The sequence below is a fragment of the Dyadobacter sp. 22481 genome (genome assembly GCF_052044875.1).
GTDB classification, from domain to species: Bacteria; Bacteroidota; Bacteroidia; order Cytophagales; family Spirosomataceae; genus Dyadobacter; species Dyadobacter endophyticus.
Map to the genome: position 1 here is coordinate 353,333 of NZ_JBQENV010000001.1, position 26,613 is coordinate 379,945.

The following is a 26,613-nucleotide window of genomic DNA, read 5'->3' on the forward strand; positions in this document are numbered from 1 at the left end:
CGGATACCGTATTTAGTAATAAACCAGTTTTTATTTAAAATATTTTTGTATTTGTGCTATATGTACATACATTTGTACATATTCAGTTGAATGGCCGGGAACGACCAGTATTGCCCGTAAATGTAGGCCTCCGAGGTGCCACGTTTATAGTCTGGCGTTCAGTACTGCGGGCCGGACTCATTAGACTTGGGGTAGCATTCGTCTTTGACGTTAAACTAACAACGCTTTGCAAACAAAACAGGTAAAACACTTTATCTCCCTTATCACGCTCATCGCCGCATTGGGAGGCTTTCTATTTGGGTTCGATATGGCTGTGGTAAGCGGCATTATCGAGCCTGTCAGGGCGCAATATGGCTTATCAGCCGCTGAGGAAGGGTTGTTTGTTTCGTTTGCGCTGCTGGGGTGCATTGTCGGGGTCGCATTCTCTGGCTACCTGGCCGATAAGATAGGGAGGAAAAAGGTCCTCTTTGTAGCTGCTTCCCTGTTCCTGGTCAGCGCTGTTGGTTTTTCTTTATCCGGCACTTATGCAATTTTGATTGTATTCAGGATACTCGCCGGGGTGGGCGTGGGGGTAGCTTCCAATGTGTCGCCCCTCTATATTTCCGAAATCGCTCCGGCGGACAAGCGGGGTGGATTGGTGACTTTCTATCAGCTGGCCATCACCATTGGCGTACTGGCTGCTTACACGAGTAATATGCTTTTGCAGCGCCACGCAGTAGCACATCAGGAAGTCGGCGACGGTTTGTTCCATTGGCTTTTCGAACAGCAGGTATGGCGTGGGATGTTTTTTGTGAGTGTGATCCCCGCGTCGCTATTTTGTGTGCTGCTCACGATCGTGCCCGAAAGCCCGCGGTGGCTGGCAGGTAACGGCCGAAACCAGGAGGCATTGGAAATCCTGGAAAAGATAAGCGGTGAGGAAACGGCGCGTTCCGAATTGGAGGCAATAAAACAGGTCGCTTCGCAGAAGTCGGGCGGCTTAAAGGAACTGACGCGTTTTCCTTTCAGAGGCTTACTGGTGATGACGATGACTTTGACGGCGCTATCGCAGTTCAGCGGGATTAACGGGGTGATTTTTTACGGGCCAACCATTTTGAAATCTGCGGGAATAGTTACCAGCGATGCATTGCTGTACCAGGTGATCCTGGGAACAGCGAGTATGCTGTTCACCCTCATCGCCATCTGGAAGGTCGATACGTGGGGCAGGCGGTCGCTTTATCTGGTCGGGTCATTCTGGGCCGCAATAGCGTTGGCATTGACCGGCCTCTGTTTTATGTATGGGGTCAATGGTTGGGGAATGCTGTTGTGTATCATATTGTTCCTGCTCTTTTTCGCATTCTCGCTCGGTCCTTTGAAGTTTGTGATCGCTACGGAAGTCTTTCCGATGCACATACGGGGAAGGGCGTTATCGATTTGCATCATGACGATGTGGGTATCCGACTGGATCGTGAACCTGCTTTTTCCAATCATGCGCGACGATTTAGGAATTGCCAACACATTCTTCGTGTTCTCTTTCTTTTGCATCTGCTCGTACCTGTACGCGAGGAAGAATTTGTTTGAAACCAAAGGAAAAAGGTTGGAGGAAATAGAACAACTTTTGACAATCAGTAAAGCCCATAATCATGTCGAGAGCTAGTTGAGCAGCTACCTATACGGAGCGAACCTGTTTTTTGAAAGAATATCCGCTTGAATGTTTATACATATATACATATTGAATATATTTATAAAATAATCGTAAACCGGGATGAAATACTACGCTCTGTTGTTCTTGTTCGCCAGTTTCTCATGCGGCACACGGTCGTCCGACCGTAACGAGCCGACGGGTGGGCTGGATGTGGATGAGCATGAATTTACGGCAGCGCCTGCCCCGGAATGGTCCGACTTATTCGTCAGGAAATCGGGGTGGTTTGGCGGCGACGGAATTTTTGCGATCCCATTTTCCGGCAGTGATTACGAGCAGCAAGACAGCGTGCTCTTTCTGTTCAGCGATACCATGATTGGCCAAATTGAAGGAAACAAACTGAAACCGGGTTTCTCGCTGGTCAACAATTCGGTAGCAGTACTGAAAGGCAAAAAGCCCGATTCCACCGGGCTGACATTCAGAATGGCAGGAGAAGTAGGGCATTACCGGGCGCTATTCACACCCAACGCACACAAGCCGGATAAGGACACATACTTCTGGCTCGGCGACGGTTTTGTGAATCGCGATGCAGGCAAAGACCTGTTTATTTTTAGTTATCAAATCACCAATACACATGATAATTCGGCGCTCCCGTTCAAAGAGACCGGCAATTCGTTGATACGCATTCCCGCGGGAAGCCATTTTCCCTACACGGACCAGCAGCAATTTGACCTGCCTTTCAATGACTATAAAAGCGGAGGAGAGACGATCTCATTCGGTTCGGCGGTGTTCAACAATAGCAGCTCGGCGGAGCAGGCCGGTCCTGACGGCTTCGTATATGTGTATGGGACCAAAGGAGCCGATAAAAAGCTCGTGTCGGCTCGGGTAACGCCGGCTAGGGTGACAGCGTTTAATGAATGGGAGTTCTGGAATGGTACAGGATGGACCAAAGACGTGAAATCGGTAGCTACATTGGCTGATTCTGTCTCCAATGAATTGAGTGTTAGTTTGCTGGCTCCCGGTAAGTATGCATTGGTTTACCAGTTGGGAGGGTTATTCCCGGATATCTGCATGCAGGTAGGGCCTACGCCCGTGGGACCTTTCGGCCCGCGGATCGTTCTTTACAAGACTTCGGCCGACATAAAGGATCCCGACTTGTTTACCTACAATGCCAAAGCGCATCCCGCATTGTCGGCGCCGGGAGAATTGCTGATCTCCTATAACGTAAACACTTTCAAGTTTTTTGAAATATTGGAAAAGCAACCTAATATGTATCGTCCGCGGTTTGTACGTCTGAAATTCAAGTCACGTTCAGACAGCCAGCCAGGAAGGACGGAATAGGAAGAAGCTTGAAGTATTAAAACATTTTCTAATGAAAGAAGTCTTTGTCGGTATAGATTTTGGTGGCACCCGGATTAAGATCGGACTGGTCGGTGATGGCGAAATTCTGGAAGACCTTAATATGGAGGCGGCAGCCGAGCAGGATTTTGAATACAGGCTGAATGAGGTAGGTGCGGAGATCCATCGGTTGCTGGCCCGCCGCGACTACCGGGTTATGGGTATGGGCTTTGCGTTCCCCGGTATTGTCAATTTTTACCAGGGGACCATTTTATCCCGGTATGTGAAATATCCCGGGGCCGAAAACACAGACCTTCGTGCGTGGGCAAACAGGCATTTCGGAGTACCGGCTGTGGTGGAGAACGATGCGAGGGCGGCGCTGATCGGGGAGTGGAAGCATGGCGCGGGTGTGGGTAGCACCGATCTCGTGCTGGTCACGCTCGGTACGGGCGTGGGCACAGGCGCACTCGTGAATGGCGCGCCGCTGCGCGGGAAGAACTTTCTCGGCGGCAACCTCGGGGGGCACATGACGATCAATGTCGATGGAGCGGTTTGCAACTGCGGGAATATCGGCTGTGTGGAAAGCGAGGGCTCGACCTGGGCACTGAAACGGATCGCAGAGGCATCTCCCGATTTTTCGGCAAGCAAGCTGGCAGGGTTGGATCTGATTGATTTTAAAGCCCTTTTTGAATTGGCGGAAGAAGGTGACCCGCTTGCCGCAAAGCTAAGAGACCGCTGCCTGAAAGTATGGTCGTTATGTGTGATCAATCTGATCCACGCCTACGACCCCGCGAAAGTAATAGTGGGAGGCGGGATCATGAAAAGCAGCCATATTATTTTACCATACATCAGGCAAATGATCGATAAACACGCCTGGATCACTCCGGCCGACGTAGCGCTCGTCGCCGCCGTGCGCCCGGAGCATGCGGGAATATTGGGGGTATATGAATTGTTAAAACAAACTAATAGCTGATAATGCGTTCCAATTACGACAAGTTTCCATTTGTTGAAGTCAGCAAATCGTCAGAGCTGTGCATGGCCGGCTGGGAAAATATCTTTACGGAGGTGAAGCGTCTTGTCGTGTCCAAAAACAAAACTAAGACGGTGATTTGCATAGAGCTGTATCATGGCGTTGATACAGCCGAAATACTGGACGCGATCAGAATGAACCTTGAAACCGTAGCCTTGCTGAACACCGGTGACTTCCTGAAAGGCACCGAAGAAATCAGGGAAATGGTGTACCCGTTTGTGACGGACGATCCTGTTTTCGGGAAAATGAATAGCCTGGAAATGAAGGACTTTTTTGAAATGGACTTGGTGGCGCAGGCGCAGGCCGAGCTGCGGGCGATCACAGCGGGTACAGTGGTGGTTTTGGGAGAAGGCGCCGCCCTTTTTGCTGACGCGGATATTCTGATCTATGCCGATCTGGCGCGTTGGGAGATCCAGAAACGTATGAAACGGAAAGAGGTCGGGAATTTTGGACTGAATAACCTCGACGAAGCATTTGCACTGAAATACAAGCAAGGATATTTCGTCGACTGGCGTGTTCTGGATAGGCATAAGGAGGCGCTTTTCGACCTTATTGATTATTTCCTGGACACTCACCTCGCCGGTGAACCTAAAATGGTGGGTGCGGAGATATACAAAAAGGGCCTGGATAAGGCCGTAAACCAGCCTTTTCGCGTCGTTCCCTTTTTTGATCCCGGCCCATGGGGAGGACAATGGCTTAAAGAAGTGGCAGACCTGGATCGCGACGAAGTGAATTATGCCTGGGGCTTTGACTGCGTTCCGGAAGAGAATAGCCTTCTTTTCAAATTGGGGGAGTATATTTTCGAACTCCCCTCGATTAACCTGGTATTAACCCGCCCCAAACAGCTGCTCGGGGAGTCGGTCTACAAGCAATTTGGTGCCGAGTTCCCGATCCGGTTCGACTTCCTGGATACCATGGAGGGCGGGAACCTGAGCTTGCAGGTGCATCCTACCAGGGCTTACATCCAGGAGCAGTTTGGCATGGATTATACCCAGGACGAAAGCTATTATTTTCTTGAAGCTGGCGATGACGCCTGCGTATACCTGGGTACGTGTAAAGATGTGAATGCGGCCCAGATGATCACGGATCTGGAAGATGCCCAGAACGGTTCGACCGACTTTGATGCCGAAAAATACGTCAACAAGCTGGCGGTCAAGAAGCATGACCATATCCTGATACCGGCCGGAACGGTCCATTGTTCGGGAAAGAACGCGGTAGTACTCGAAATTTCGGCCACACCATACATTTTTACCTTCAAATTGTGGGATTGGGGCAGGCTGGGACTGGACGGAAAGCCAAGGCCGATCAATATAGAGCACGGTAAAAAGGTGATCGACTGGAACCGCGATGAAGATTGGGTCAAAGAAAACCTGTTTAACAACATTACCGAAATCTCTGTAAACGGGCATTCGAGAGAGGAATCTACCGGGCTGTATGCGACGCAGTTTATTGAAACCAGAAGGCACTGGTTTGATGCCAGGGTAACGCATTACACCCGCGGTAACCTGAACGTAGTCAACCTGGTGGAAGGTGAGGAGGCCGTTGTGGAGAGCCCCGACGGACTTTTTGAACCCTATGTGATCCATTACGCGGAAACATTCATAGTACCCGCCAATGTGCCGGCTTACACGGTTACGCCGTTCGGGAAATCGGCAGGGAAACAATGTGCGACCCTGAAAGCATACATCAGGATATAGACAACCAGTTATTTTATCACCGGAAAGCATGAGCGTATTGAGATTGTCTTTATTAATGTTCTTCGCCCTGACCACCGCGGCACACGGGCAAGCGCAGCAGGAACCGTCCAAAGTAACCGATGTATGGCTGGTTTTCAAGACGCATTTCGATCTTGGTTTTACCGATCTGCCCGCCAACGTATTTGCCAGGTACAGAGAGGAAATGATGGATAATGCATTGAAAATAATAGACGAGAATGCCAGGCTCCCTAAGGAAAAACGTTTTTCGTGGACCGTCCCCGGATGGCCGCTGAGTGCCCAGATACTGGGCCCGCTGCAAACGCCCGAGCGCAGGCTGCGCGTAGAAAAAGCGGTCCGCGAAGGCGCCATTGTCGCCCATGCATTTCCATTCAGTACCCATACCGAGTCGCTTGATTACGAAGATCTTGTAAGGGGGTTGGGGTTTTCCTCAAAAGTTGCCCGCACGTATGGCCTGCCGCTCCCGATCAGCGCGAAAATGACCGATGTTCCGAGCCATTCGTGGGTGCTACCGGTATTGCTCAACCACGCGGGTGTTAAATTTCTCCAATTGGGTTGCAATCCCGCCAGTCAGTATCCCCGGGTTCCGCCGCTGTTTTGGTGGGAGGGAGCTGATGGTTCCCGAATTTTATGCCAGTACACGGCGCTGTATGGGTCGGAAATAAAGCCGCCGACGGATTGGCCTTGCCGCAACTACCTGGGCATGATTATGACCAACGATAATGAGGGGCCGCCGACCCAAAAGCAGCTGGACGAAATTTTGGCAAGAACCACCAGGGACCTGCCGGGCGTACGCATACATTTGGGAACGCTGGACGATTTCGCCCGGGCGGTACTGGCCGAAAACCCGAAGTTGCCTGTTGTGAAGGGGGATACGCCCGATACCTGGATTCAAGGGTTGCTGTCGAATCCGGAAGAAGCAAAAATTGCCAGAAATATCCGTCCGCTGGAGTCGGCACTGGATGGCTTGCATACGCAAATGAAATTATGGAATATCCCGATAGAACCGGTCTCGGAGAAATTGGCAAAAGCCTACGAGCAGAGCCTGTTGTACGCCGAGCATACCTGGGGAATGAATGCAGAATATGGCCCGCGGTACAGCTATGGCGATGATTGGAAAAAATGGATGAAAGAAGCGGAGGCTGAGCCGGTTGCCGCCGATGGCGACTATTCGAAACTACCGAACAGCTACGCCAAAAATACCGAGAAAGGAAGCAAAAGAAAGTGGCTGAATTCTTACGACGAAAAGCGCCGGTATATTCATAATGCTGGCAATATCGTGAATGAGGAGCTGTCGAATCACCTCAATCTCCTTGCCCGCTCAGTAGGTATCGGTGGGAGGCGCATGGTCGTATATAATGCGCTGCCGTGGCCGCGCTCCGGACTAGTGGAAATCCCCTGGGAAAAAGGCAAGTACTTTTATGCGAAGGATGTGCCGGCTTCGGGATTTGTGGCATTCACCGAAAGCCAGGTACAGGATTATACTCCGACCGTCGACACGCAACCATCGTTTGATACACCTCATTTTAAAATCGTTTTTGATTTGAATAAAGGCGGTATTTCATCGCTCATCGAAAAATCGACAGGCCGGGAATTGGCCGATAAGTCTTCGGGATATGTGCTGGGACAGTTCCTGCATGAGCGGTTCAGCAGTAATGAAGTCGACTCCTGGTTCAACGCATACAGCCGGATCAAAGAAGGCTGGGGATTGAACGACCTGGGTAAACCCGGCATGCCGACGGCTGATAAGGTGCCCTACAAGGCCATCACGCCTGCAAACTGGCATATTAAGGTGTCACATTCGGCCGTTGCCGATATTGCCACGCTCATTTCGGAGGATACCGAAGGCCTGGCAAAAAAATACACCATGGTATTTACATTTCCGCGTAAAGCTGCCTATGTCGACGTGGAATGGTTTGTGGACTCCAAAACCGCGGATAAACATCCCGAAGGAGGCTGGCTTTGCTTTCCTTTTGCGGTGAAGAGTCCCGCGTTTACGATAGGCCGTCTGGGCGGACCCGTTGATCCGGCCAAGGACATCATAACCGGCACAAGCAAGTATCTGATGGCGGTCAATTCGGGCGTATCGGTAACACAGGCAGATCGGTCGGGCGTAGCGTTGTCGCCTGTGGATTCACCCTTGATCAGCCTCGGCGAGCCCGGTTTGTGGAAGTTTTCAATGGACCATGTTCCCAGTAAGCCAGCTGTGTTTGTGAATATTTACAATAATATGTGGAACACCAATTTCCCGTTATGGCAGGCAGGAACTTGGAGTGAAAAAGTGCGTGTATGGGGCGTCGGCACACATTCTGCTACGATGTCCAACCTCGTAGAAGGTGCCTGGGATGCCAGGTTACCGTTGCTGACCGGCTTTGCTGACGGCCAGGGCGGAAAGCTCCCATCTCAAAAAACGGGGGTGACAACATCCCGGAGCGGCGCGTTGGTGACGGCATTCGGAGAGAACCCGGACGGCCCCGGAGTGATTTTCAGATTGTGGGAGCAGGCAGGAGAATCGGGCGAGATTACCGTATCACTTCCGGCGAAGTCAGCATTCAAGTCTGCGACGCCGGTGAACCTTCGTGGCGAACCCACAGGTTCCCGAATCGCCCTTTCAGGCGGGAAGTTCAGTTTTCCTCTCGGGGCTTATGCGCCTGCAAGTTTTGTTCTGGAGTAGCCCGACGGCCGCGAGCCTATTTGTTTGCATTGGCCGCGCAGGTATTTCGCAAGCAGGCTATTTAGCTATTTTTGTGATTGTATACTTTAACTCCGATTATGAAATTTAGCATCGACCATAAAAGCCCGGTTCCATTGCATGTTCAGGCCGAAAACCTGCTTCGCAACATCATTAACGATCCCGAGCACATGAATGGAAAGTTCCTGCCCAATGAAGTCGAACTGGCCAAGCAGCTTGCGATATCGAGATCGACTTTGCGGCAGGCGCTCAACAAATTGGTCTACGAGGGGCTCCTCATACGGAAAAAAGGTATCGGGACGAAGGTTGCTGAGTCGGTAATAAGTTCAAAATCAAAGAACTGGCAGAGTTTTACGCAAGAGATGAATGCGCGTGGAATAGTCGTCAAAAATTTCGAACTACACGTAAGTTGGGTTACGCCCGAGGAAAAGGTTGCCAATTTTTTCGACATTACCCGGGACAAAAAAGTCCTGAAACTGGAACGTCTCAGAGGAAAGGTGGAGGGGCCATTTGTCTATTTCATTTCCTATTTTCATCCCAGGGTAGGCCTCACGGGCGAGGAAGATTTTAAGCGCCCGCTTTACGATATTCTGGAAAGGGACCATCTGGTGGTTGCGACACTCTCCAAAGAGGAAGTAGGGGCGATTGCCGCCGATAAATTCATTGCGGCTAAACTGGAGGTCGAACCGGGAAGTCCTATCCTGTTCAGGAAACGTTTCGTATTCGATCAGGGCGAGCGGCCCATCGAGTATAACTTGGGTTATTACCGGGCCGACAGCTTTGTGTATACAGTAGAAAGCGTAAGAGAATAGCTCCCGGGCGTTGTGGGCGGATACCTTCTGTCTGGGTCTTTGTGCAAACATAGTGTCGGAGTATGTTAATACAAAACAAGATATTGGATTAATTTCTGATATCTTGGTATTTTAATGCAAATAAATGGCCCGAAAACGCATTTTTGCTGTTTATTAAGAATATCCGCGAGAGATGTGAAATACGGTTACTTGCAATATTCATATCCTTTCATCGAATTATTATTTACGATAATTCTTGTTTGTTCGGTTTTATGTCGATATGTTTGTACATATAAATGATTTTTTAGTGCTGATTTTGAATACGGTATTACCCGGGCCTTTTAAGGCGTTTAAGCGCAGCGTATGCTGAGCGACGCTTCCGGTTATTCAAAATCAAACGACGGAACCCCGGCTTAACCGGGTTGGTAGGCAGTAGTAAAAATACAGCGACTTTTCAGGCGGTGCTTTTGAGCACACCGCCGTACTGTGGCAGCTTTCCAGGTGTAGCGTATATTGCTTACCGGTTGGTGGCGTGCGGGTAGCGCTTATGCCGGTATCGGACCGTATTCCCGCCTTAATGGCTTTTGCATTTTTGAATATATTGGTCTGCGGGCTTTCGTATGTGCTTTTTGTGAAAATATGAATTGTAAGAGATTTAAGTTCTTAACCCTGGACTGAACGATAGCGCCATTGCCGATTTTACTAACCAATAATTTTTTATGAAACCTAAACTACTTACAGACAATGCGCACAAGTCGTTGGGCGCTTTCTGGGGGATTGCCCTTGTGAGTCTTCTGGCGCCGACGCCGAGGGCGAGCAGCAGCCCGTTAAGCCGCGGACTGACTGCGGTTGCCCATCATGAACCCGGAACCCGTATTAAGGCCGACCAAGCTGTTTCCGGAAAGGTGACCGACGAAAACAACGCGGGGATACCCGGCGTGAATATCTTGGAGAAAGGCACTAACAACGGCGTCGTTTCGGACCAGGACGGGAATTATTCTATCAGGGTGAAAGACGAGAACAGCATGCTGGTTTTCTCTTATATCGGCTATACGAGTAAGGAAGTGAAGGTCGGTTCGCAGTCGACAATACAGGTTAAGCTCGACGTGTCGCCGCAGGAATTGAACGACGTGGTGGTGGTAGGTTATGGTACGCAGAAAAGGTCGGAGCTGACCAATGCCGTTGTGCAGACAACCGGCGCGGAGATCAAGAAATCCTCGGCTGCGTCGCTTTCCAACTCGCTTGCGGGCCGCATGGCTGGGGTATACGTGACGCAAAGGAGCGCCGCGCCGGGTTTTGACGACGCGCAGATCCTGGTTAGGGGTGCTAGCACTTACCGCAATACCTCTGCGCTGATCGTAATCGACGGGGTGGCCAATGCCGATCCCGATGGATTGAACCGATTGGATCCCAATGATATAGAGTCTATTTCGGTCTTGAAAGATGCCTCCGCAGCCATTTATGGAGCGCAGTCGGCGGGAGGGGTTATTCTGGTGACTACCAAAAGGGGTACTACCGGTAAGCCAACATTCGATTTCTCTACCACGCAGGCATGGCAGTCTCCGACGATGAAAGTAAAATCGGCGGATGCATTCCAGTATATGAAGGTGCTCAACGACAGAAGGGCACTGGAAGGAACGCCTCCCGACTTTCCCGACGCTTTGGTGGATGCCTTCAAAACAGGGAAAAGAAGACCGGAAAACTGGTGGAATGCCCTGATCGGCCCGCCGGTGCATCAAACACGTTATTCGCTGACAATGCGCGGTGGTACCGAAAGGGTCAGATATTTTCTATCGCTTGGTACGGCTTCGCAAGGTGGGATTCTCCGTGGCGACAACAAGTCGAAGCTGAGACAATATAATGTGAGAAGTAATATCGATGTGTCGGTAACCAAGGATTTTGAAGTAGGTCTTGACCTTTCGGTCCGCGAGAAATACACGCAAACACCTCAGGGCGGTCCCGGCGGTGAAGTAGGATCACTTGCGAGCACCAGCCCGTTGCAGGAAGCTTATATCGGCGGCGATTACCGCTACCCAGGCGAAGGTTGGTCGCACCTTAACCCGGCTGCACGCTTGCTCAGCCCCGGTTATCGCAGGTACCGGGCCGATGTTGCCAGCGGAACGCTGCGGGCGAAATACAGCATTCCGTTTGTGAAGGGCCTGGCGCTGGATGGTTACCTGTCGCTGGTGAAAACGATCGACTACAATAAGCAGTTTAACTACGTGTGGCCATACTACGAGCGGGCTCCGGACGGATCGATCGTGAAGAAGCAATCCAGAACAGTGGAAGACATCGGTCTGAGGGAGGATTTCAAACAGAGTTTCCGTACCACTGGAAACGTGAAGCTTTCGTATGCCACGACATTTGCAAGAGACCATAAAGTGAACGCTTTCGTGGCTTACGAGCAGATGAGCTATAACGACAACCTGTTCTGGGCACAACGCCTTGGCTACGATTCACCGCTGATAGACCAGTTATTTGCAGGAAGTACCAACAGATCGAACTGGAATAACGATGGTACTGCGACGGAATCGGGCCGCCAGAACTTTTTCGGACGTGTCAGCTACGACTTTAAGGAAAAATACCTGTTCGGTTTCAGTGCGCGGTACGACGGCTCGCCGATTTTCCCGAAAGAAACCCGTTTCGGCTTTTTCCCGCAGGTTTCGGCCGGCTGGGTGATCAGCAACGAAGCATTCATTCCAAAGAATGTGATCAGCAATTTGAAACTGAGAGCCTCGTGGGGACGCCTGGGGAACGACCGGGTTAACCCATTCCAATACATCGCCGCTTATGGATACGACGCCGGATGGGTGGTGAACGGGGTAGATGCACGCGGTATTGCTGTGAAGTCGACACCGAACCCGAACATCACCTGGGAGGTGAGCGAAAAGACCGATTTGGGACTTGAAGCGGCATTTCTGGATAACAGGCTGACTTTCGAAATGGATCTTTTCAAAAATAAAACCTCCAATATCCTCGGTAGAAGACAGGCGTCGATTCCGAGCTACACGGGATTGATCCTGCCGGATGAGAACATCGGTAAGATGAACAGCCAAGGGATCGAATTCCAGGCAGGTTACCGGCACAACTTCTCGAATCTGACATTGCGCATCAACGGAAACATTTCCTATAACAAAAACGAAATCGTTTATTTCGACGAAACACCTCAGGCTGAGCTCTATCAAAAGCTGGAAGGGCAACCGTTCGGATCCAGGCTGGTGTACAAGGCAACCGGTATTTACCGCACGCAGCAAGACCTCGACAATAGCGTGAAATATCCGGGAGCGATGTTGGGAGGATTGATTTTTGCGGACCTGAACAACGATGGTAAAATCGACAGCAACGACCGTTATATGTTCAATACCACCAATAATACCGATGCAAGTGGTGTCACCACGATTTTCCCAAGTACGCAATACGGTTTAAGCATAGGGTTGAATTACAAAGATTTCGATCTGACGATGTTGCTGCAAGGACAAAGCGGTGCTAAGTTCCGCCTGAGTACAGGATTCAACTCGGGTGCAGGTGGTAACGGGCTGGAATATGTGGCCCTGAACAGCTACTCCAAGGATAATGTAAATTCGGTGCTTCCGATGATCGCACCAACGGGCGTAGCCGGTTCCGACAGCGATTTCTATTACCACACCGCCACATGGATGCGCATGAAAAACATGCAGCTGGGTTATACGCTTCCCAAAAGCCTGCTTTCAAAAGCAAAGGTTACCGCTTTGCGGATTTACGTTTCCGGCGACAATGCATTCATGCTATTTAATTCGCTTAAAAAGTTTGGCAACGGCGACCCGGAATTCCTGAGCGGAAACGGCGGGGCGTATCCCAACATGAAGACGTTGAGCTTCGGAGTCAATCTTACTTTCTAATCAGAAAAACCTATGAAATATTCAGTTATAAAAAATCACGTAATGAAGCGGGCGTTCACGATGTCGGTCATCGGCATCATCGCTACCGCCACTTCATGTAACGTGCTCGACAAAAAGCCGCTGGACGCGATATCGGACGATGCGGTATTCAATGATGCGGTTTTTCTCCAAAACTATGTCTATAACGTCTACAATGGCATCAAACCCCCTTGGGCACCCGGAACCGGCGGTTACGACGCATTGACGGACATCGCGGTGAACCAACCCGAAACGCATGAGCGTTCGGCGGGTATCCGCAACTACATCGAAGGCAACCTGACAGCCGACAACGTTGCAGACCTGGCTGCCATGCAGAATGGCGCGTCGCTCTGGGATTTTGAATATGGTTTTATCAGAAAGGCGAACGTATTTTTCGAGAATATCGAAAAATCGAGCATTGCTGCCGATAAACTGGACCCAATGAGGGGAGAGGTGCATTTCCTGCGGGCGTGGATGTATTTCGAGTTGATGCGCACGTTTGGTGGTGTGCCCATCATTACAAGCAGCTTCCAGCTGAACTCGGAGAGTTTCGATGTACCCAGAAATACTTTTGACGAATGCGCTCAGTTTGTATTGGCCGAGCTGGATAAATCGATCGGGTTTTTAAATGGGGTGCCGGTCAATACGGGCAAGATCAGCAAAGCGGCTGCACAGGCATTGAAGGCGAGGGTATTGCTCTACCTGGCCAGTCCGTTGAATAACCCGTCTAACGACATAGCTAAATGGAAAGCGGCCGAAGCAGCAACCAAGGTGGTGCTCGACGCCGGATTTACGCTGCACCCGCAATACGCTGCATTGTTTAAAAAACCGCTGAAAACTGACGAAACCATTTTCGGAAAGTCGTTCACGCCGGCTACCCGCATACCCGGCTGGGGTTACAATTACGACTATTGGCCGAGCGGTTTCGATGCGCAGCAGCGGATCGTGCCGACGCAGAATTTTGTGAACATGTTCCAGATGACAAACGGAGAATATCCGTACATGCCGGATGGTGTCACGGTGAACCCCGCTTCGGGTTACGATCCTCAGAAACCTGAGAAAAACAGGGACCCGAGGTTCTACGACGCGGTGATCTATCCGGGAGCAGGCCCGATCAACATCATCGATGGTTCGAAAAGTACCGAGCGCCTCTACGAATACTGGGAGGATGCCAATCCGAATCCGGACAATGCGCCGCCTTATACCAATCCTAATAAAGTGGACCCTAAAAACGGCCAGAACCTGTTCGACTTCGGCCGCGATTCGAAAACCTACTGGGTAAAAGGGCTTACGCCTTTCCACTGGCGGGTGCAAACGGGCTATACATTCAAAAAGACCGACGACTTTTCCGGCCCGCGTGCAAGCTTTGACTACGATTATAACCAGGTGGTTGTATTCATGAGATTGACGGAGTTTTACCTGAACTACGCTGAAATACAAATGGCATTGGGCAACGACGCCGTGGCCCGGGAGTATATCAACAAGGTTAGAAAGCGCGGATCGGTGAATATGCCCGACATTAAAAGCAGCGGTGCGGCCCTGGTAAGGGATTATCGCAACGAAAGGGCGATCGAGCTGCATTTGGAAGATACGCGTTTCTTTGACCTCATGCGTTGGAAAGCCGCGCCGGGGAATGTGGATATCGCCGTGAGAGGGCTTACGAAAGTGACCATGGACTGGTCGGCTGCCAAGCCGGGCGATGCTTTGGGCAAACTGAGCTATACTTATGGTGTAATACCTGAGGCAGAGGTGAGAAAGCCGTGGAAAGGTGACCACTACTACCTTTTCCCGATCCCGAACACAGAGATCAGAAAGAGTAATGGTGCTTTGAAACAGAACCCTGGATATTAAAAATAGTGAATTAGAATAGGTTAATAATTAGCAGTATTTTAAACCCGTGGCGGGATTCCCCGTCACAGGTTTTTTTTAATTGGGAGTCCCATCATTAAGCAGCTATTTATGAGGTTTATTTCTACTGCTCTTCTGTCAGGGGCGATCGTTTTAATGTCTTTTTCCTGCAAAAGGAATGGTAAACTGTTTCAGTTGGTATCTCCGGAGCATTCGGGTATCGATTTCAATAATAAAATCGTAGAGAATGATTCGATCAACCCGATCAATCTCATCAATATCTACAATGGGGGTGGCGTCGGGATAGGGGATTTTAACAACGATGGCTTGCAGGATATCTATTTTACAGGGAATATGGTATCCAATAAACTATACCTGAATAAAGGCGAAATGCAGTTTGAGGATGTGACCGACCGTGCCGGTGTAGGCGGAAACGGTAAATGGTGCAGAGGGGTGGCGGTTGTGGATATCAACAACGATGGCTGGCTCGACATGTACGTATGCGCGTCCATTCATGGAGATCCGGAGAAAAGGAAGAATTTACTCTATATTAATCAGGGCAAGGATAGCACCGGAGGGGTGACATTCCGGGAATCCGCGGCGGCCTATGGCCTGGACGATACCACGCATTCCACCATGGCCAGTTTTTTTGACTACGATAATGACGGCGACCTGGATGTATACCTGGTGGTGAACGAGATAGTTCCCAGGGTAGACCCTTCTACTTTCAAGCCTAAAATCATTGATGGCTCGTTCCCGAGTACGGGCCGGCTTTACCGCAACGACCCCGATCCTGCGTTGAAACATCCGGTATTTACCAACGTCACCACGCAAGCAGGGTTGACGATCGAAGGTTACGGCCACGGGGTGACCGTCACCGACATTAACCGTGATGGCTGGAAGGATATATTCGTCACGAACGATTTCATCGCTAACGACCTCTTGTATATCAATAATCACGACGGGACTTTTACTGATAAGGCCTCGTCCTATTTCAAGCATACTTCCGCCAATGGAATGGGGCAGGACGTGATCGATATTAATAATGACGGGCTGTCGGATATTGTGGAGCTGGACATGAACCCGGAGGATAATTATCGTAAAAAAATGATGATGGGGCCGGGCAGCTATCAGACATTTCAGCTGAACGATTTTTATAAATACCAGTACCAATATGTCAGGAATACCATTCAGCTCAATCAGGGACCGAGGGTGAATGCCAACGACTCGATCGGCGATCCGGTTTTCAGCGAGGTGGGTTACATTGCCGGTGTTTCAGCAACCGATTGGAGCTGGACCCCGCTCGTGGCCGATTTCGATAACGATGGTTGGCGCGACCTGGTCGTCACCAACGGTTTTCCGAAGGATGTGAGTGACCGGGATTTTATGACTTACCGCCTCGAAGCGTCGCCGGTTACACCGCAATCCGAAACCTTACGGCAGATTCCGGAGGTGAAGCTCCATAATTATGCCTACAAAAATGGCGGTAACTGCTCCTTCACCGACGTCTCCGAAGACTGGGGACTGACCGACATTTCGTTTTCGAACGGCGCCGCCTATGCCGATCTCGATAATGACGGCGATCTGGATATGGTGGTGAACAATATCAACGATGCAGCTTCTTTATATGAGAACACGAAGGCCGATGCCGGATCTTCCGGGGAACACTACCTGTCTGTTCAGTTACAGGGCGATGCCTTGAATCGTAATGGACTGGGTGCCTGGGTTGAGGTTTACCACGCAGGCACACACCAGGCGTACGAGCAGACGCCCTACCGCGGGTATCTTTCTTCGGTACAACTTAATCCTTATTTTGGCCTCGGAGCTGTTTCCGTGGTGGATTCCCTGGTTGTCCAATGGCCCGATGGCGACAGGCAAACGCTGCTGAATGTGAAGGCCGACCAGACCATCAAGGTCAACAAGGCCGCTTCAAAAGGCAAACACGTTCAATCTCATCCGGTATTTGCCCAAAACACGCTGTTTCGTGATGTTACGGGTATGCTGGGCGTACATTATGTACACGCACAAATGGATCAGATTGATTTCAGTATTCAAAAACTGCTTCCGCACAAACTTTCCGAGTATGGCCCCTCCCTCGCTGCGGGCGACGTGAATGGCGACGGGCTGGATGATATCGTAGTCGGCGGCAGTGCTACATCCGGGACCACGCTGCTCGTGCAGCAAAACAATGGTTTGTTTGCTCAAAAGACGATAGTGCCGCCATCGGCTATTGCCGACGCGCATTATCAGGATATGGGGACCCTGCTCTTCGACGCCGATGGCGACGACGACCCGGACCTTTACATTGCCCGGGGTGGTTATACGGCGAAATCCAATTCCAATGTCTATCAGGATCAATTCTATGTCAACGACGGTAAGGGTAACTTCGCAGCCGATAGTACTGTATTCCCCCGTAATTTCACGAGTAAGTCGTGTGTCAGGGCGGTGGATTACGACCGGGATGGCGACCTTGACCTGTTCGTTGGCGGCCGGGTAGATCCCTGGCATTACCCCAGGCCGGTGTCCAGCGTTATTTACCGGAATGATTCGAAGGGCGGCAAAGTTCGTTTCACGGATGTTACTGCACAGGTGGCAGGTGAGCTCGGTGGGATCGGTCTTGTGTGCGATGCCGTTTTTACTGATTTTGATAACGATGGCTGGCCCGACCTGTTATTGGCCGGTGAATGGATGCCGGTTACTTTTTTCAAAAATAATAACGGGGTTTTCAAAAACGTGTCAGCCGCCACTGGGATTTCCAATCAGAAAGGTTGGTGGAACAGCATTGTGCCAGGCGATTTCGATAACGACGGCGACATGGATTATGTGGTCGGGAACCTGGGACGGAATTCGTTTTTCCAGGCTTCGGAGCAATATCCTGTATCGGTTTATGCCAAAGATTTCGATAACAATGGCAGTTATGATGCCTTTCCGTCGCTGTACCTGCCCACCAGCCAGGCCGACCTCACCCGGAAAGAATATCCTGCACACATGCGGGACGATGCTGTGAAGCAGGTGATCGGAATGCGTGCGAAATTTCAAAACTATAAATCGTATGCCAATGCCGGCATGGACCAGCTATTCACCAGCGAGCAACTCGAAGGCGCATTGGTATTGAAGGCGGGCAATCTCAGTTCGGGCTACTGCCGCAACGATGGCGGCGGTAAGTTTACATTGGCCCCCCTGCCGTTTATGGCGCAGCTGTCTGTATTGAACGGCATGATAGCCGATGACTTCGACGGCGACGGCAATCTCGATCTGGCCATCAATACCAACGATTACGGAACCGACGTGACTGTCGGCCGTTACGATGCGCTGAATGGCCTGATGCTGAAAGGAAATGGCAAAGGGGATTTTGTGCCGATGTCCATCCTCCAAAGCGGGATTTTTATTCCTGGCAATGGAAAAGCGATGGTGAAGCTAAGGGGCGCCGCGGGGAGCTATCTGCTTGCCGCGGGACAGAACCGGGGCCCGCTGAAAATATTCGAACTCAAACAGGCCATCAACGCCATTCCTTTGAAACGCGCCGACGTCAGCGTCGGGATCACCTTCGCCGATGGCAGAAAACAAAAAGCGGAGGTGCATTACGGTTCGTCGTTTCTTTCGCAATCAGCCAGTTTTTTCAGTGCCGGAAAAGGTGTAAAATCGGTAGCTGTCACTGAAAAAACGGGCAGAATAAGGAGAATCGATTTTTGAACCGCCCGTAGTCTACTAACCCGCCACAACAACCGCAAATGAAAATATTATTGAAAGCGATCTGCGCGTCAGTCATTCTTTTGAACGTGATCACGGGCTGCACCAGGGAAAGGGCAGTACGCCGGGATGAAGCCGAAGTACTTCACCAAAACCAGGATATTCTCACCCAAGTCATCATTTACGACGTATTCTCGCCGCCCGTAGCAAGCCGTATTTACGCGTACTCGTCCCTCGCATCCTATGAAGCCATACGATTCGCGAAGGAAGGGAGCCCTTCTATCACAGAAAAACTGAATGGATTCGGGAAAATGCCTGAGCCGGTACCAGGCAAGGAATACAACTATACGCTGGCAGCTACCAAGGCATTTTTTACGGTGGTAAGGATGGTAAAAGTGTTTTCAGTCGATTCGCTGAGCGCTTACGAGGCTTCGGTATACGATAATTTTAAAGAAACGCTGGATGATTCAACCTACCAGCGATCGGTCGCATTGGGCGATACGGTTGCGAAAACCATCCTGGCGAGAGCGAAAGCGGATGGTTACGTGAAATCAAGAGGCAAGCCGAAATACCTCGGTACCAGCGAGCCCGGAAAATGGAGGCCCACACCGCCCGATTACCTGGACGGCGTAGAATGGTGCTGGAACACCATGATGCCCATGGCGCTCGATTCCGCGGCGCAATTTATGCCGCCCAGGCCGCCCAAATACAGTAAAGATACCAACAGTGCTTTCTATAAAGGCGCAAAAGAGGTTTTTGAAACGGGGATACATTTGACCGAAGCGCAAAGGGAAATTGCGCGTTTCTGGGACGACAATCCTTTTACTATCGAACATTCGGGGCATTTGATAATGGGTAAAAAGAAAATTACCCCGGGAGGCCACTGGATGGGTATCGCCGCCATCGCCGCAAAACAAACCCACGCCGATCCGGTAAAAACCGCGAGGGGGTATGCGCTCACCGCCATCGCATTATACGATGCGTTTATCGCTTGCTGGGACGAAAAGTACCGCAGCAGTGTAGTAAGGCCCGTAACGGTCATCAATGAAATGATCGACAGGAACTTTGTCCCCTTTTTGCAAACACCGCCTTTCCCCGAATACCCCAGCGGGCACAGTAGCATCACAGCGTCGGCGTCGACCGTGCTGACCCATTTGTATGGGGCCAATTTTGCGTTTCAGGACACGAGTGATCTCCGGTACATCGGCATGCAGCGGCATTTTAACTCATTTCAGGAAGCTGCCTCCGAGGCATCGGTGAGCCGTTTGTATGGCGGTATCCATTACAGGCTCAGTGTCGACGAGGGCGCCAGGCAGGGCAAGAAAGTAGGGGCTCATATCATCCAAAGATTACGCTAGTCTCTGCCTGTCAGGCGCGGATAATGCACAAGCCACAGGCTACCGCTTCGGGAAGGTCTATTTGCGGGCTTGATTAGTATGTATGTACATTAAATACATACTATCCATGAAAGAGGGTAAGATTGCGTCATCTGCTGTAACTGTCGAAATTTGCATTAAAAAATGACTGATATGTAAAGTACTGAATATTAAAGTATTATGTATTTTAATGCAAATGTAAAATGGATTTTTAGCTTTCTTTTTTGTGTGCTGTTAATATGTTGGTATATTTGAACATATATAAAATAACCAGACATAGCAGCTCTTGTAATCGCGTTTGTCGCCCCGAAAAGGGAGGTGGTAATGAGAAGAACAAGCAGGTTGAGGCAAGAAACGAGGTAAATGCAAACATGGTATTGAAAGGTGTCAATATGAAACTGAACCCTTGGACTAAATTGCTATAAATTTGCAATTTGTCGGTGTGTGGCTGTGGCAGATAAGGTTGTTTCGGTGTCCCCGGGTGGAGAAATAGCAGGAGGTGAGGAGCAGATATCACTGATAGTATATTAGCATTTACCTGGGTGCGGAGTTTGCATGGCTTGGAGCGGATAATCGGATGAGTTTTTTCCAGTTTTAGTGATCGATAAATGAAGAAGCAGTCTTTATTTTTAGTGTTGGCAATTGGCGCCTTTGCCTTGCTGGTGGTTTCCTGCTTTCAAAAGAACGGGACCTTGCAGAAAAAATCAGGCACCGGGCCTGTCAGTTATAATTTTGATATCAGGCCTATCCTTTCTGATAAATGTTTTGCCTGCCATGGTCCCGACGCCAAGAAACGAGAGGCGGGCTTACGGCTCGATGTTGCCGAAAGTGCCTATGCCAAATTGAAAGATGGCAAAGGTTTCGCGATTTTCCCGGGCAAACCTGAACAGTCGGAGGTGTACAAGCGGATCACTTCGGTAGATCCCTCTTATCAGATGCCTACGCCCGAATCGCACCTGGGTTTGTTGAATGAATCGGAAATCGGGCTGGTACGCGATTGGATCAAGCAAGGTGCCAAATATGAAAAGCACTGGGCGTTTGCCGCCCCGGTATTGCCTGCCGTGCCGGAAGTGTCGGATGAAGCCTGGCCTAAAAACGAGATCGATCATTTTGTCCTTCAAAAAATGGAGGGCGCAGGGCTTGCGCCTAACGAGGAGGCCGGGAAGAGTCATCTGCTGAAAAGGGCCGCGCTGGATCTGACCGGCCTGCCACCCACTTTGGAAATGCAGCAAAAATTTGCCGCCGATAAAAGCGACAAAGCTTACGAAAAGATAGTAGATGAGCTGCTCGCTCAAAAGACATTTGGAGAGAAAATGGCTGTTTACTGGCTCGATGTGGCCCGCTATGCCGATTCCTATGGTTACCAGGACGATGAGTACCGGACCCAGTGGCCCTGGCGCGATTGGGTGATCAATGCATTCAACAAAAACATGCCTTATGACCGTTTCCTGTCGTGGCAGATCGCGGGCGATATGCTGCCCAATGCCAATAAGGAGCAAATACTGGCGACCGCCTTTTTCCGGAACCATAAATACACCGAAGAAGGCGGAGTGATCCCGGAGGAATATCGGATCGAGTACAATATCGATAAGACGAAGACTTTCAGTACCGGGATATTGGGATTGACCGTAGAATGTGCGCAATGCCATGACCACAAGTACGACCCCATTTCCCAGGAAGACTACTACCGGCTTTTCGCGTTTTTCAACAACTCGAAAGAGCTCGGTTTCGAGGGCGCGATTGATAATACCAGACCGGCCAAAATACCGGTGATGACGATTTCCGACGCCGAAGCGAAGACGTTGCTATCGTTCATCAACAGGCCCGATACCAGCAGGCTCATGGTGTCCGTATTGGGCGACCTGGACACGCTCCGGCCTACGCACATTCTCAACCGCGGCGTGTACGACGCTCCCGGGCGCGTGGTGACCGCGGTCGCATTGCCGGCAGTAATGAAATTCGACACCACCAAAATGCCACAGAACAGGTTGGGACTGGCCAAATGGACAACCAGCAAAAGCAACCCGCTCACGGCCAGGGTATTCGTGAATCAGATCTGGCAGGAGTTCTTCGGCCGAGGTATTGTCAAAAGTACAGGTGATTTCGGGATGCAGGGCGACCTGCCTACAAACCCGGCGTTGCTGGATTGGCTTGCCGTTGATTTCATGAACCATGGCTGGGACATTAAGAGGTTGGTGAAGCAGATCGTAACATCGGCCACCTACCGGCAATCGGCTAAGATCAGCGAAGAAAAGCTCAAAGCCGATCCCGATAATATTTACCTGTCGCACGGCCCGCGTTACAGGCTGCCTGCGGAGCTGGTAAGGGATATGGTATTGTCGACGAGCGGGCTCCTCAACCCGAAAATCGGCGGGCCTAGCGTAAAGCCTTACCAGCCGAAAGGACTCTGGGAGGCTGCAACTTCGGGGCGCGGCACGCTGCGGACGTATCAGCAGGACAAAGGTGACGCATTGTACCGGCGTGGGATGTATACATTCATTAAGCTGACTGTACCGCCGCCGTCGATGATCATTTTCGATGCCAGTAACCGCGACCATTGCGAGGTCAAACGTTCCAAAACGAACACGCCATTGCAGGCCCTGGTGATGCTCAACGACCCCACGGTCCTGGAAGCGTCACGGGTACTCGCCGAACGGACTGTTGTGAAATCTACCGACGTAGATCACAATATCAGGATGTTGTTTCAGCGGATTGTCTGCCGCCAGCCCACCGACAAGGAGGTGAAGCTGCTGACAGATTACTACAATGGCGAAGCCTCTATGTTCTCCAAAGACAAGAAGCACGCTTTCAAAGTGCTGAATGTGGGTGAATATCCGCACGAAGCCAAAGCGGATGAGGTACGGGCAGCGGCGCTCATGCGGGTGATCAACGCGCTGTACAACATGGAAGAGACGATTACAAAAAGCTAAAACTAGTGACAATGGAAAAGCCAATATTTGATTTCGGGATGAATACCACCCGCAGGCACTTTTTATCCAAACTGAGTCTGGGAATTGGCAGTGCTGCCCTGGGCTCGCTACTCATTCCGGATCTGTTTAAAGGCGGAGGCGGGGAAGCGGACGTGGAAGGACTCATGGCCGGCCTGCCTCACTTTGCGCCCAAAGCGAAACGCGTGATCTACCTTTTTCAAAACGGTGCACCGTCGCAGCTTGACCTGTTCGACTACAAGCCCATGCTGAACAAAATGCATGGGCAGGACCTGCCGGAATCGATCCGCGGTACCCAGCGCCTGACCGGTATGACGGCCAATCAGGCCAAGTTTCCGTTGGCCGGTTCGGTATTTAATTTTAAACAGCACGGGAAAAGCGGCGCGTGGATGAGCGAGTTACTGCCCCATATGGCAAGTATCGCCGACGATCTTTGTATTATCAAAACCCTGAATACCGAGGCAATCAACCATGACCCTGCCCTTACCTTTTTCCAGACCGGTGCGCAGGTAGGTAACCGGCCCAGTTTCGGGTCGTGGCTGAGCTACGGCCTGGGAAGCGAGAACCAGAACCTGCCCGGCTTTTGCGTTTTGTTGTCGCGCGGGAAAGGAAACGGACAGGGCGTTTATTCCAAATTGTGGACCAATGGCTTCCTGGATTCGGTACACCAGGGCGTACAGTTCAGCAGTGGGGAAAATCCGGTTTTATACCTCAATGACCCCGACGGCATGGATAGGGCGCAGCGTCGTAAAATGCTTGATAATCTGACCGAGCTGAACCAGGGAACATATAATGAGTTTGGTGACCCGGAAATTACCGCCAAGGTGCAGCAATACGAAATGGCTTTTCGTATGCAGACTGCCGTTCCGGAAATCACCGACATGACCAAAGAGCCGGAATCCATCGTGAAAATGTATGGGCCGGAGTGCCTTGTGCCCGGTACTTACGCGGCGAACTGCCTTTTGGCACGGAAGCTCTCCGAGCAGGGCGTCCGCTTCGTGCAGCTGTACCATCAGGGCTGGGACAGCCATGGCGGGCTCCCGAACGAGATCAAGGGGCAATGTATGGATGTCGACCAGGCGTCGGCGGCTTTGATCACCGATCTCAAACAGCGTGGATTGCTGGATGAGACGCTGGTGATCTGGGGCGGAGAGTTCGGCCGTACCAACTATTGCCAGGGAACACTCACCAAAGACAACTACGGTCGTGACCATCACCCGAGGGCCTTTACCGTATGGATGGCCGGCGGTGGTGTGAAGCCGGGCATTGTTTACGGGGAGACCGATGAGTTCGGATATAACATCGTGAAGGATCCGGTGCATGTGCATGATTTTCATGCGACCATACTTAATCAGTTGGGCTTGGATCACGAAAAACTGGTTTTCAAACACCAGGGACGCCGTTATCGACTTACCGATGTAGCCGGCAAGCTGGTGAAAGGGATCATTGCATAATCAAACTCAAACCTCGAAACAGTGCGCAGATATTTGTCGGATTGGAAAGGGCTGGTCTATAACCTGGCCTTCTTCCTGAATGGTTTACTCGTATTCCTTATGCTTTTCGAAGGCCGTTTTGTCGTCCCGTTCTGGATGCAGGCCATCGGAAGGATGCACCCATTGGTTTTACACTTTCCTTTGGTGGTGCTGATATTGTACAGTTTATGGGTGATCATCGTCGAAAAGCCGGAGTCGGCCCGATGGAATACCGGATTGGCGGATAGTTTGCTGATCATCGGGACGCTGACGGCCGTAGTGGCGGCATTTTCAGGTTTTATTCTCTCCAAAGAAGAGGGGTATGAATCGGGAACATTGCTATGGCATAAATGGCTGGGTGTCGCGATCTCGCTTGCGAGCATTATCTGGTATGGGTTCCGGAAGTCGCTGATGCCTTGGAAAATACCTTCCAAAATGGTGGCGGGTTCGTTTCTGGTGCTGCTTTTTGTAGGCGGGCACCTGGGGGGGAATCTTACCCACGGCGAGGATTTCCTGATCTCGCCCCTGGGGCCAGCGGTAGAGGAAAGCCCGAAAGTGGCCTTTGAAGAGGCGAAAGTTTATGCCGATCTCGTAAAACCTGTATTGGATCAGAAATGCCTCTCGTGCCATAATGCAGAGAAATCGAAAGGGGATTTGCAGATGCAGACCCAGGCATTGCTTACCAAAGGAGGGAAGGGAGGCATTTTGTGGGATACTACCAAAGCGGACCTCGGCCTGCTCATCGGCCGGCTGCATTTGCCGCTCGACGACAAAAAACACATGCCACCACGCGGCAAGGTCCAGCTCACGGACGACGAAATTATGTTGCTCGCGGCATGGGTGAAGGGTGGTTCGCGGTTCGATCAGTTGGTTAGTTCCCTGTCGCCTCAGAACCCGGTTTATGCTTACGGGCAGAATGTATTGGGTGGCGGCCGGACCGAAGAGGCATATGATTTTAGTGCAGCGGACCCCGACGAAGTGATTAAGCTCAATACAAGCTACCGGTTGATCAAACCACTTTCAGCGGAATCCCCGGCATTGTTTGTTAATTTTTATAGTCGTGCCAATTTTAAAATAACAGAGATTGAAGGATTGCAGCCGTTGAAGGCTCAGATCGTCTCCATGGATTTGAGCAAGATGCCGGTGCGTGATGAGGACCTTAAAGTGATAGCCGGTTTTCCCGAACTCCGCAAGCTGATCCTGAACTTCACCGATGTGACGGGTAATTCGCTCGGGGAGCTGAAAAAACTCGGAAAGCTTCGTGAACTGTCGCTGAGTGGTACTGCCGTGAAAATGGAGCAGGTGAAAGCGCTGGAAGCCATCCCATCCCTGAAAAAGGTTTATTTGTGGAGTACGGGCATGAAGAAAGACGAGCTGGCAAGACTGAAAAAAGGCTCTAAAATCGCATTTGAAACGGGTTTTAGCGGCGATACTGTGGTGCTGGCCCTCAACCCGCCGATTATTGTTACCGAAAATCAGCTCGTGGGCGCGGACGGTACATTATCCCTTAAACATCAGATAGCCGGTACGGTTATCCGGTATACTTTGGACGGCAGCGAGCCCGATAGCACAAAATCGCCAGTGTACGAAAAGCCGATTTCCATTACCAGGAACACGATGCTGAAAGCCCGCGCATTCAGAGCGGGGTGGTATGGCAGCAAGCAGGTTGGAAAGGTGTTTTTCAAAGCCGGCTACCCCGTCGACAGCGCGCAGCTGCTCACGCCGGCAGACCAGGGTTACAAGGGAAAGGGAGCTTTATCACTGTTCGACGGCAAGGTAGGGGATACCGAACGGGTCAGCGGGACCTGGCTGGGTTATAACCAGAGTGATTTCCAGGGCTATCTGTATTTCAAAAAACCGGTAAAAGCGGCTAATGTGACCGTCAGCATGCTTAGAAACCTGGGAAGTTATATTTTCCCGCCAACCCGGATCGAGGTGTGGGGTGGCGCCAATGAAAAATCGCTCAAATTACTGAAAGTGATCACCCCGGAAGTGCCCGCAAAGGACATCCCGGGAGCGGAGAACCTTGTTTACGAAGCGGCGTTCGAACCCCAGTTGCTTAGTTGCGTTAAAGTCGTGGCTAAACCACTCGGGAAATTGCCGGCCTGGCATCAGGGCAAGGGAGGAAAAGGCTGGATGTTTGTGGACGAGATCATAGTGAATTAGAGCAGAATACCCATTAGATAGGTTAATCGGTGG

At 50.9% G+C, this 26,613-nt stretch carries 13 protein-coding genes; all 13 read left to right on the forward strand.

What is annotated here, in order from left to right; translation table 11 throughout:
- Window positions 1–226 precede the first annotated feature (226 nt).
- Window positions 227–1,633: a sugar porter family MFS transporter gene (locus tag ACTJJJ_RS01365; RefSeq protein ID WP_440701212.1), complete on the forward strand. Its 1,407-nt coding sequence runs from the start codon at window positions 227–229 to the stop codon at window positions 1,631–1,633.
- 108 nt (window positions 1,634–1,741) lie between these two features.
- Window positions 1,742–2,959, forward strand: coding sequence for a DUF4185 domain-containing protein (locus tag ACTJJJ_RS01370; RefSeq protein WP_440701213.1), 1,218 nt, complete (start codon window positions 1,742–1,744; stop codon window positions 2,957–2,959).
- Between the two features lie 31 nt (window positions 2,960–2,990).
- Window positions 2,991–3,929: an ROK family protein gene (locus ACTJJJ_RS01375; RefSeq protein ID WP_440701214.1), complete on the forward strand. Its 939-nt coding sequence runs from the start codon at window positions 2,991–2,993 to the stop codon at window positions 3,927–3,929.
- A 2-nt stretch (window positions 3,930–3,931) separates the two neighbouring features.
- Window positions 3,932–5,683, forward strand: coding sequence for a class I mannose-6-phosphate isomerase (locus ACTJJJ_RS01380; RefSeq protein WP_440701215.1), 1,752 nt, complete (start codon window positions 3,932–3,934; stop codon window positions 5,681–5,683).
- A 28-nt stretch (window positions 5,684–5,711) separates the two neighbouring features.
- Entirely contained in the window at window positions 5,712–8,375 is a 2,664-nt protein-coding gene (locus ACTJJJ_RS01385; RefSeq protein ID WP_440701216.1) for a hypothetical protein, read from the forward strand.
- A 98-nt stretch (window positions 8,376–8,473) separates the two neighbouring features.
- Window positions 8,474–9,205: a GntR family transcriptional regulator gene (locus ACTJJJ_RS01390; protein WP_426295120.1), complete on the forward strand. Its 732-nt coding sequence runs from the start codon at window positions 8,474–8,476 to the stop codon at window positions 9,203–9,205.
- Between the two features lie 698 nt (window positions 9,206–9,903).
- Window positions 9,904–13,062: a SusC/RagA family TonB-linked outer membrane protein gene (locus ACTJJJ_RS01395; protein ID WP_426295119.1), complete on the forward strand. Its 3,159-nt coding sequence runs from the start codon at window positions 9,904–9,906 to the stop codon at window positions 13,060–13,062.
- A gap of 12 nt (window positions 13,063–13,074) precedes the next feature.
- A complete protein-coding gene (locus ACTJJJ_RS01400) occupies window positions 13,075–14,931 on the forward strand; it encodes a RagB/SusD family nutrient uptake outer membrane protein (protein WP_188931464.1) in 1,857 nt (618 codons plus the stop codon).
- 108 nt (window positions 14,932–15,039) lie between these two features.
- A complete protein-coding gene (locus ACTJJJ_RS01405) occupies window positions 15,040–18,621 on the forward strand; it encodes an FG-GAP-like repeat-containing protein (protein ID WP_440701217.1) in 3,582 nt (1,193 codons plus the stop codon).
- Between the two features lie 38 nt (window positions 18,622–18,659).
- Window positions 18,660–19,976, forward strand: coding sequence for a vanadium-dependent haloperoxidase (locus tag ACTJJJ_RS01410; protein ID WP_440701218.1), 1,317 nt, complete (start codon window positions 18,660–18,662; stop codon window positions 19,974–19,976).
- Window positions 19,977–20,602: 626 nt separating this feature from the next.
- Complete coding sequence (locus ACTJJJ_RS01415) at window positions 20,603–22,924, forward strand: PSD1 and planctomycete cytochrome C domain-containing protein (RefSeq protein WP_440701219.1); 2,322 nt, start codon at window positions 20,603–20,605, stop codon at window positions 22,922–22,924.
- Window positions 22,925–22,935: 11 nt separating this feature from the next.
- Window positions 22,936–24,396, forward strand: coding sequence for a DUF1501 domain-containing protein (locus ACTJJJ_RS01420; RefSeq protein WP_440701220.1), 1,461 nt, complete (start codon window positions 22,936–22,938; stop codon window positions 24,394–24,396).
- Between the two features lie 21 nt (window positions 24,397–24,417).
- The gene (locus tag ACTJJJ_RS01425; RefSeq protein ID WP_440701221.1) at window positions 24,418–26,580 is read left to right on the forward strand and encodes an FN3 associated domain-containing protein; all 2,163 of its coding nucleotides are present in this window, start codon (window positions 24,418–24,420) and stop codon (window positions 26,578–26,580) included.
- Window positions 26,581–26,613 lie beyond the last annotated feature (33 nt).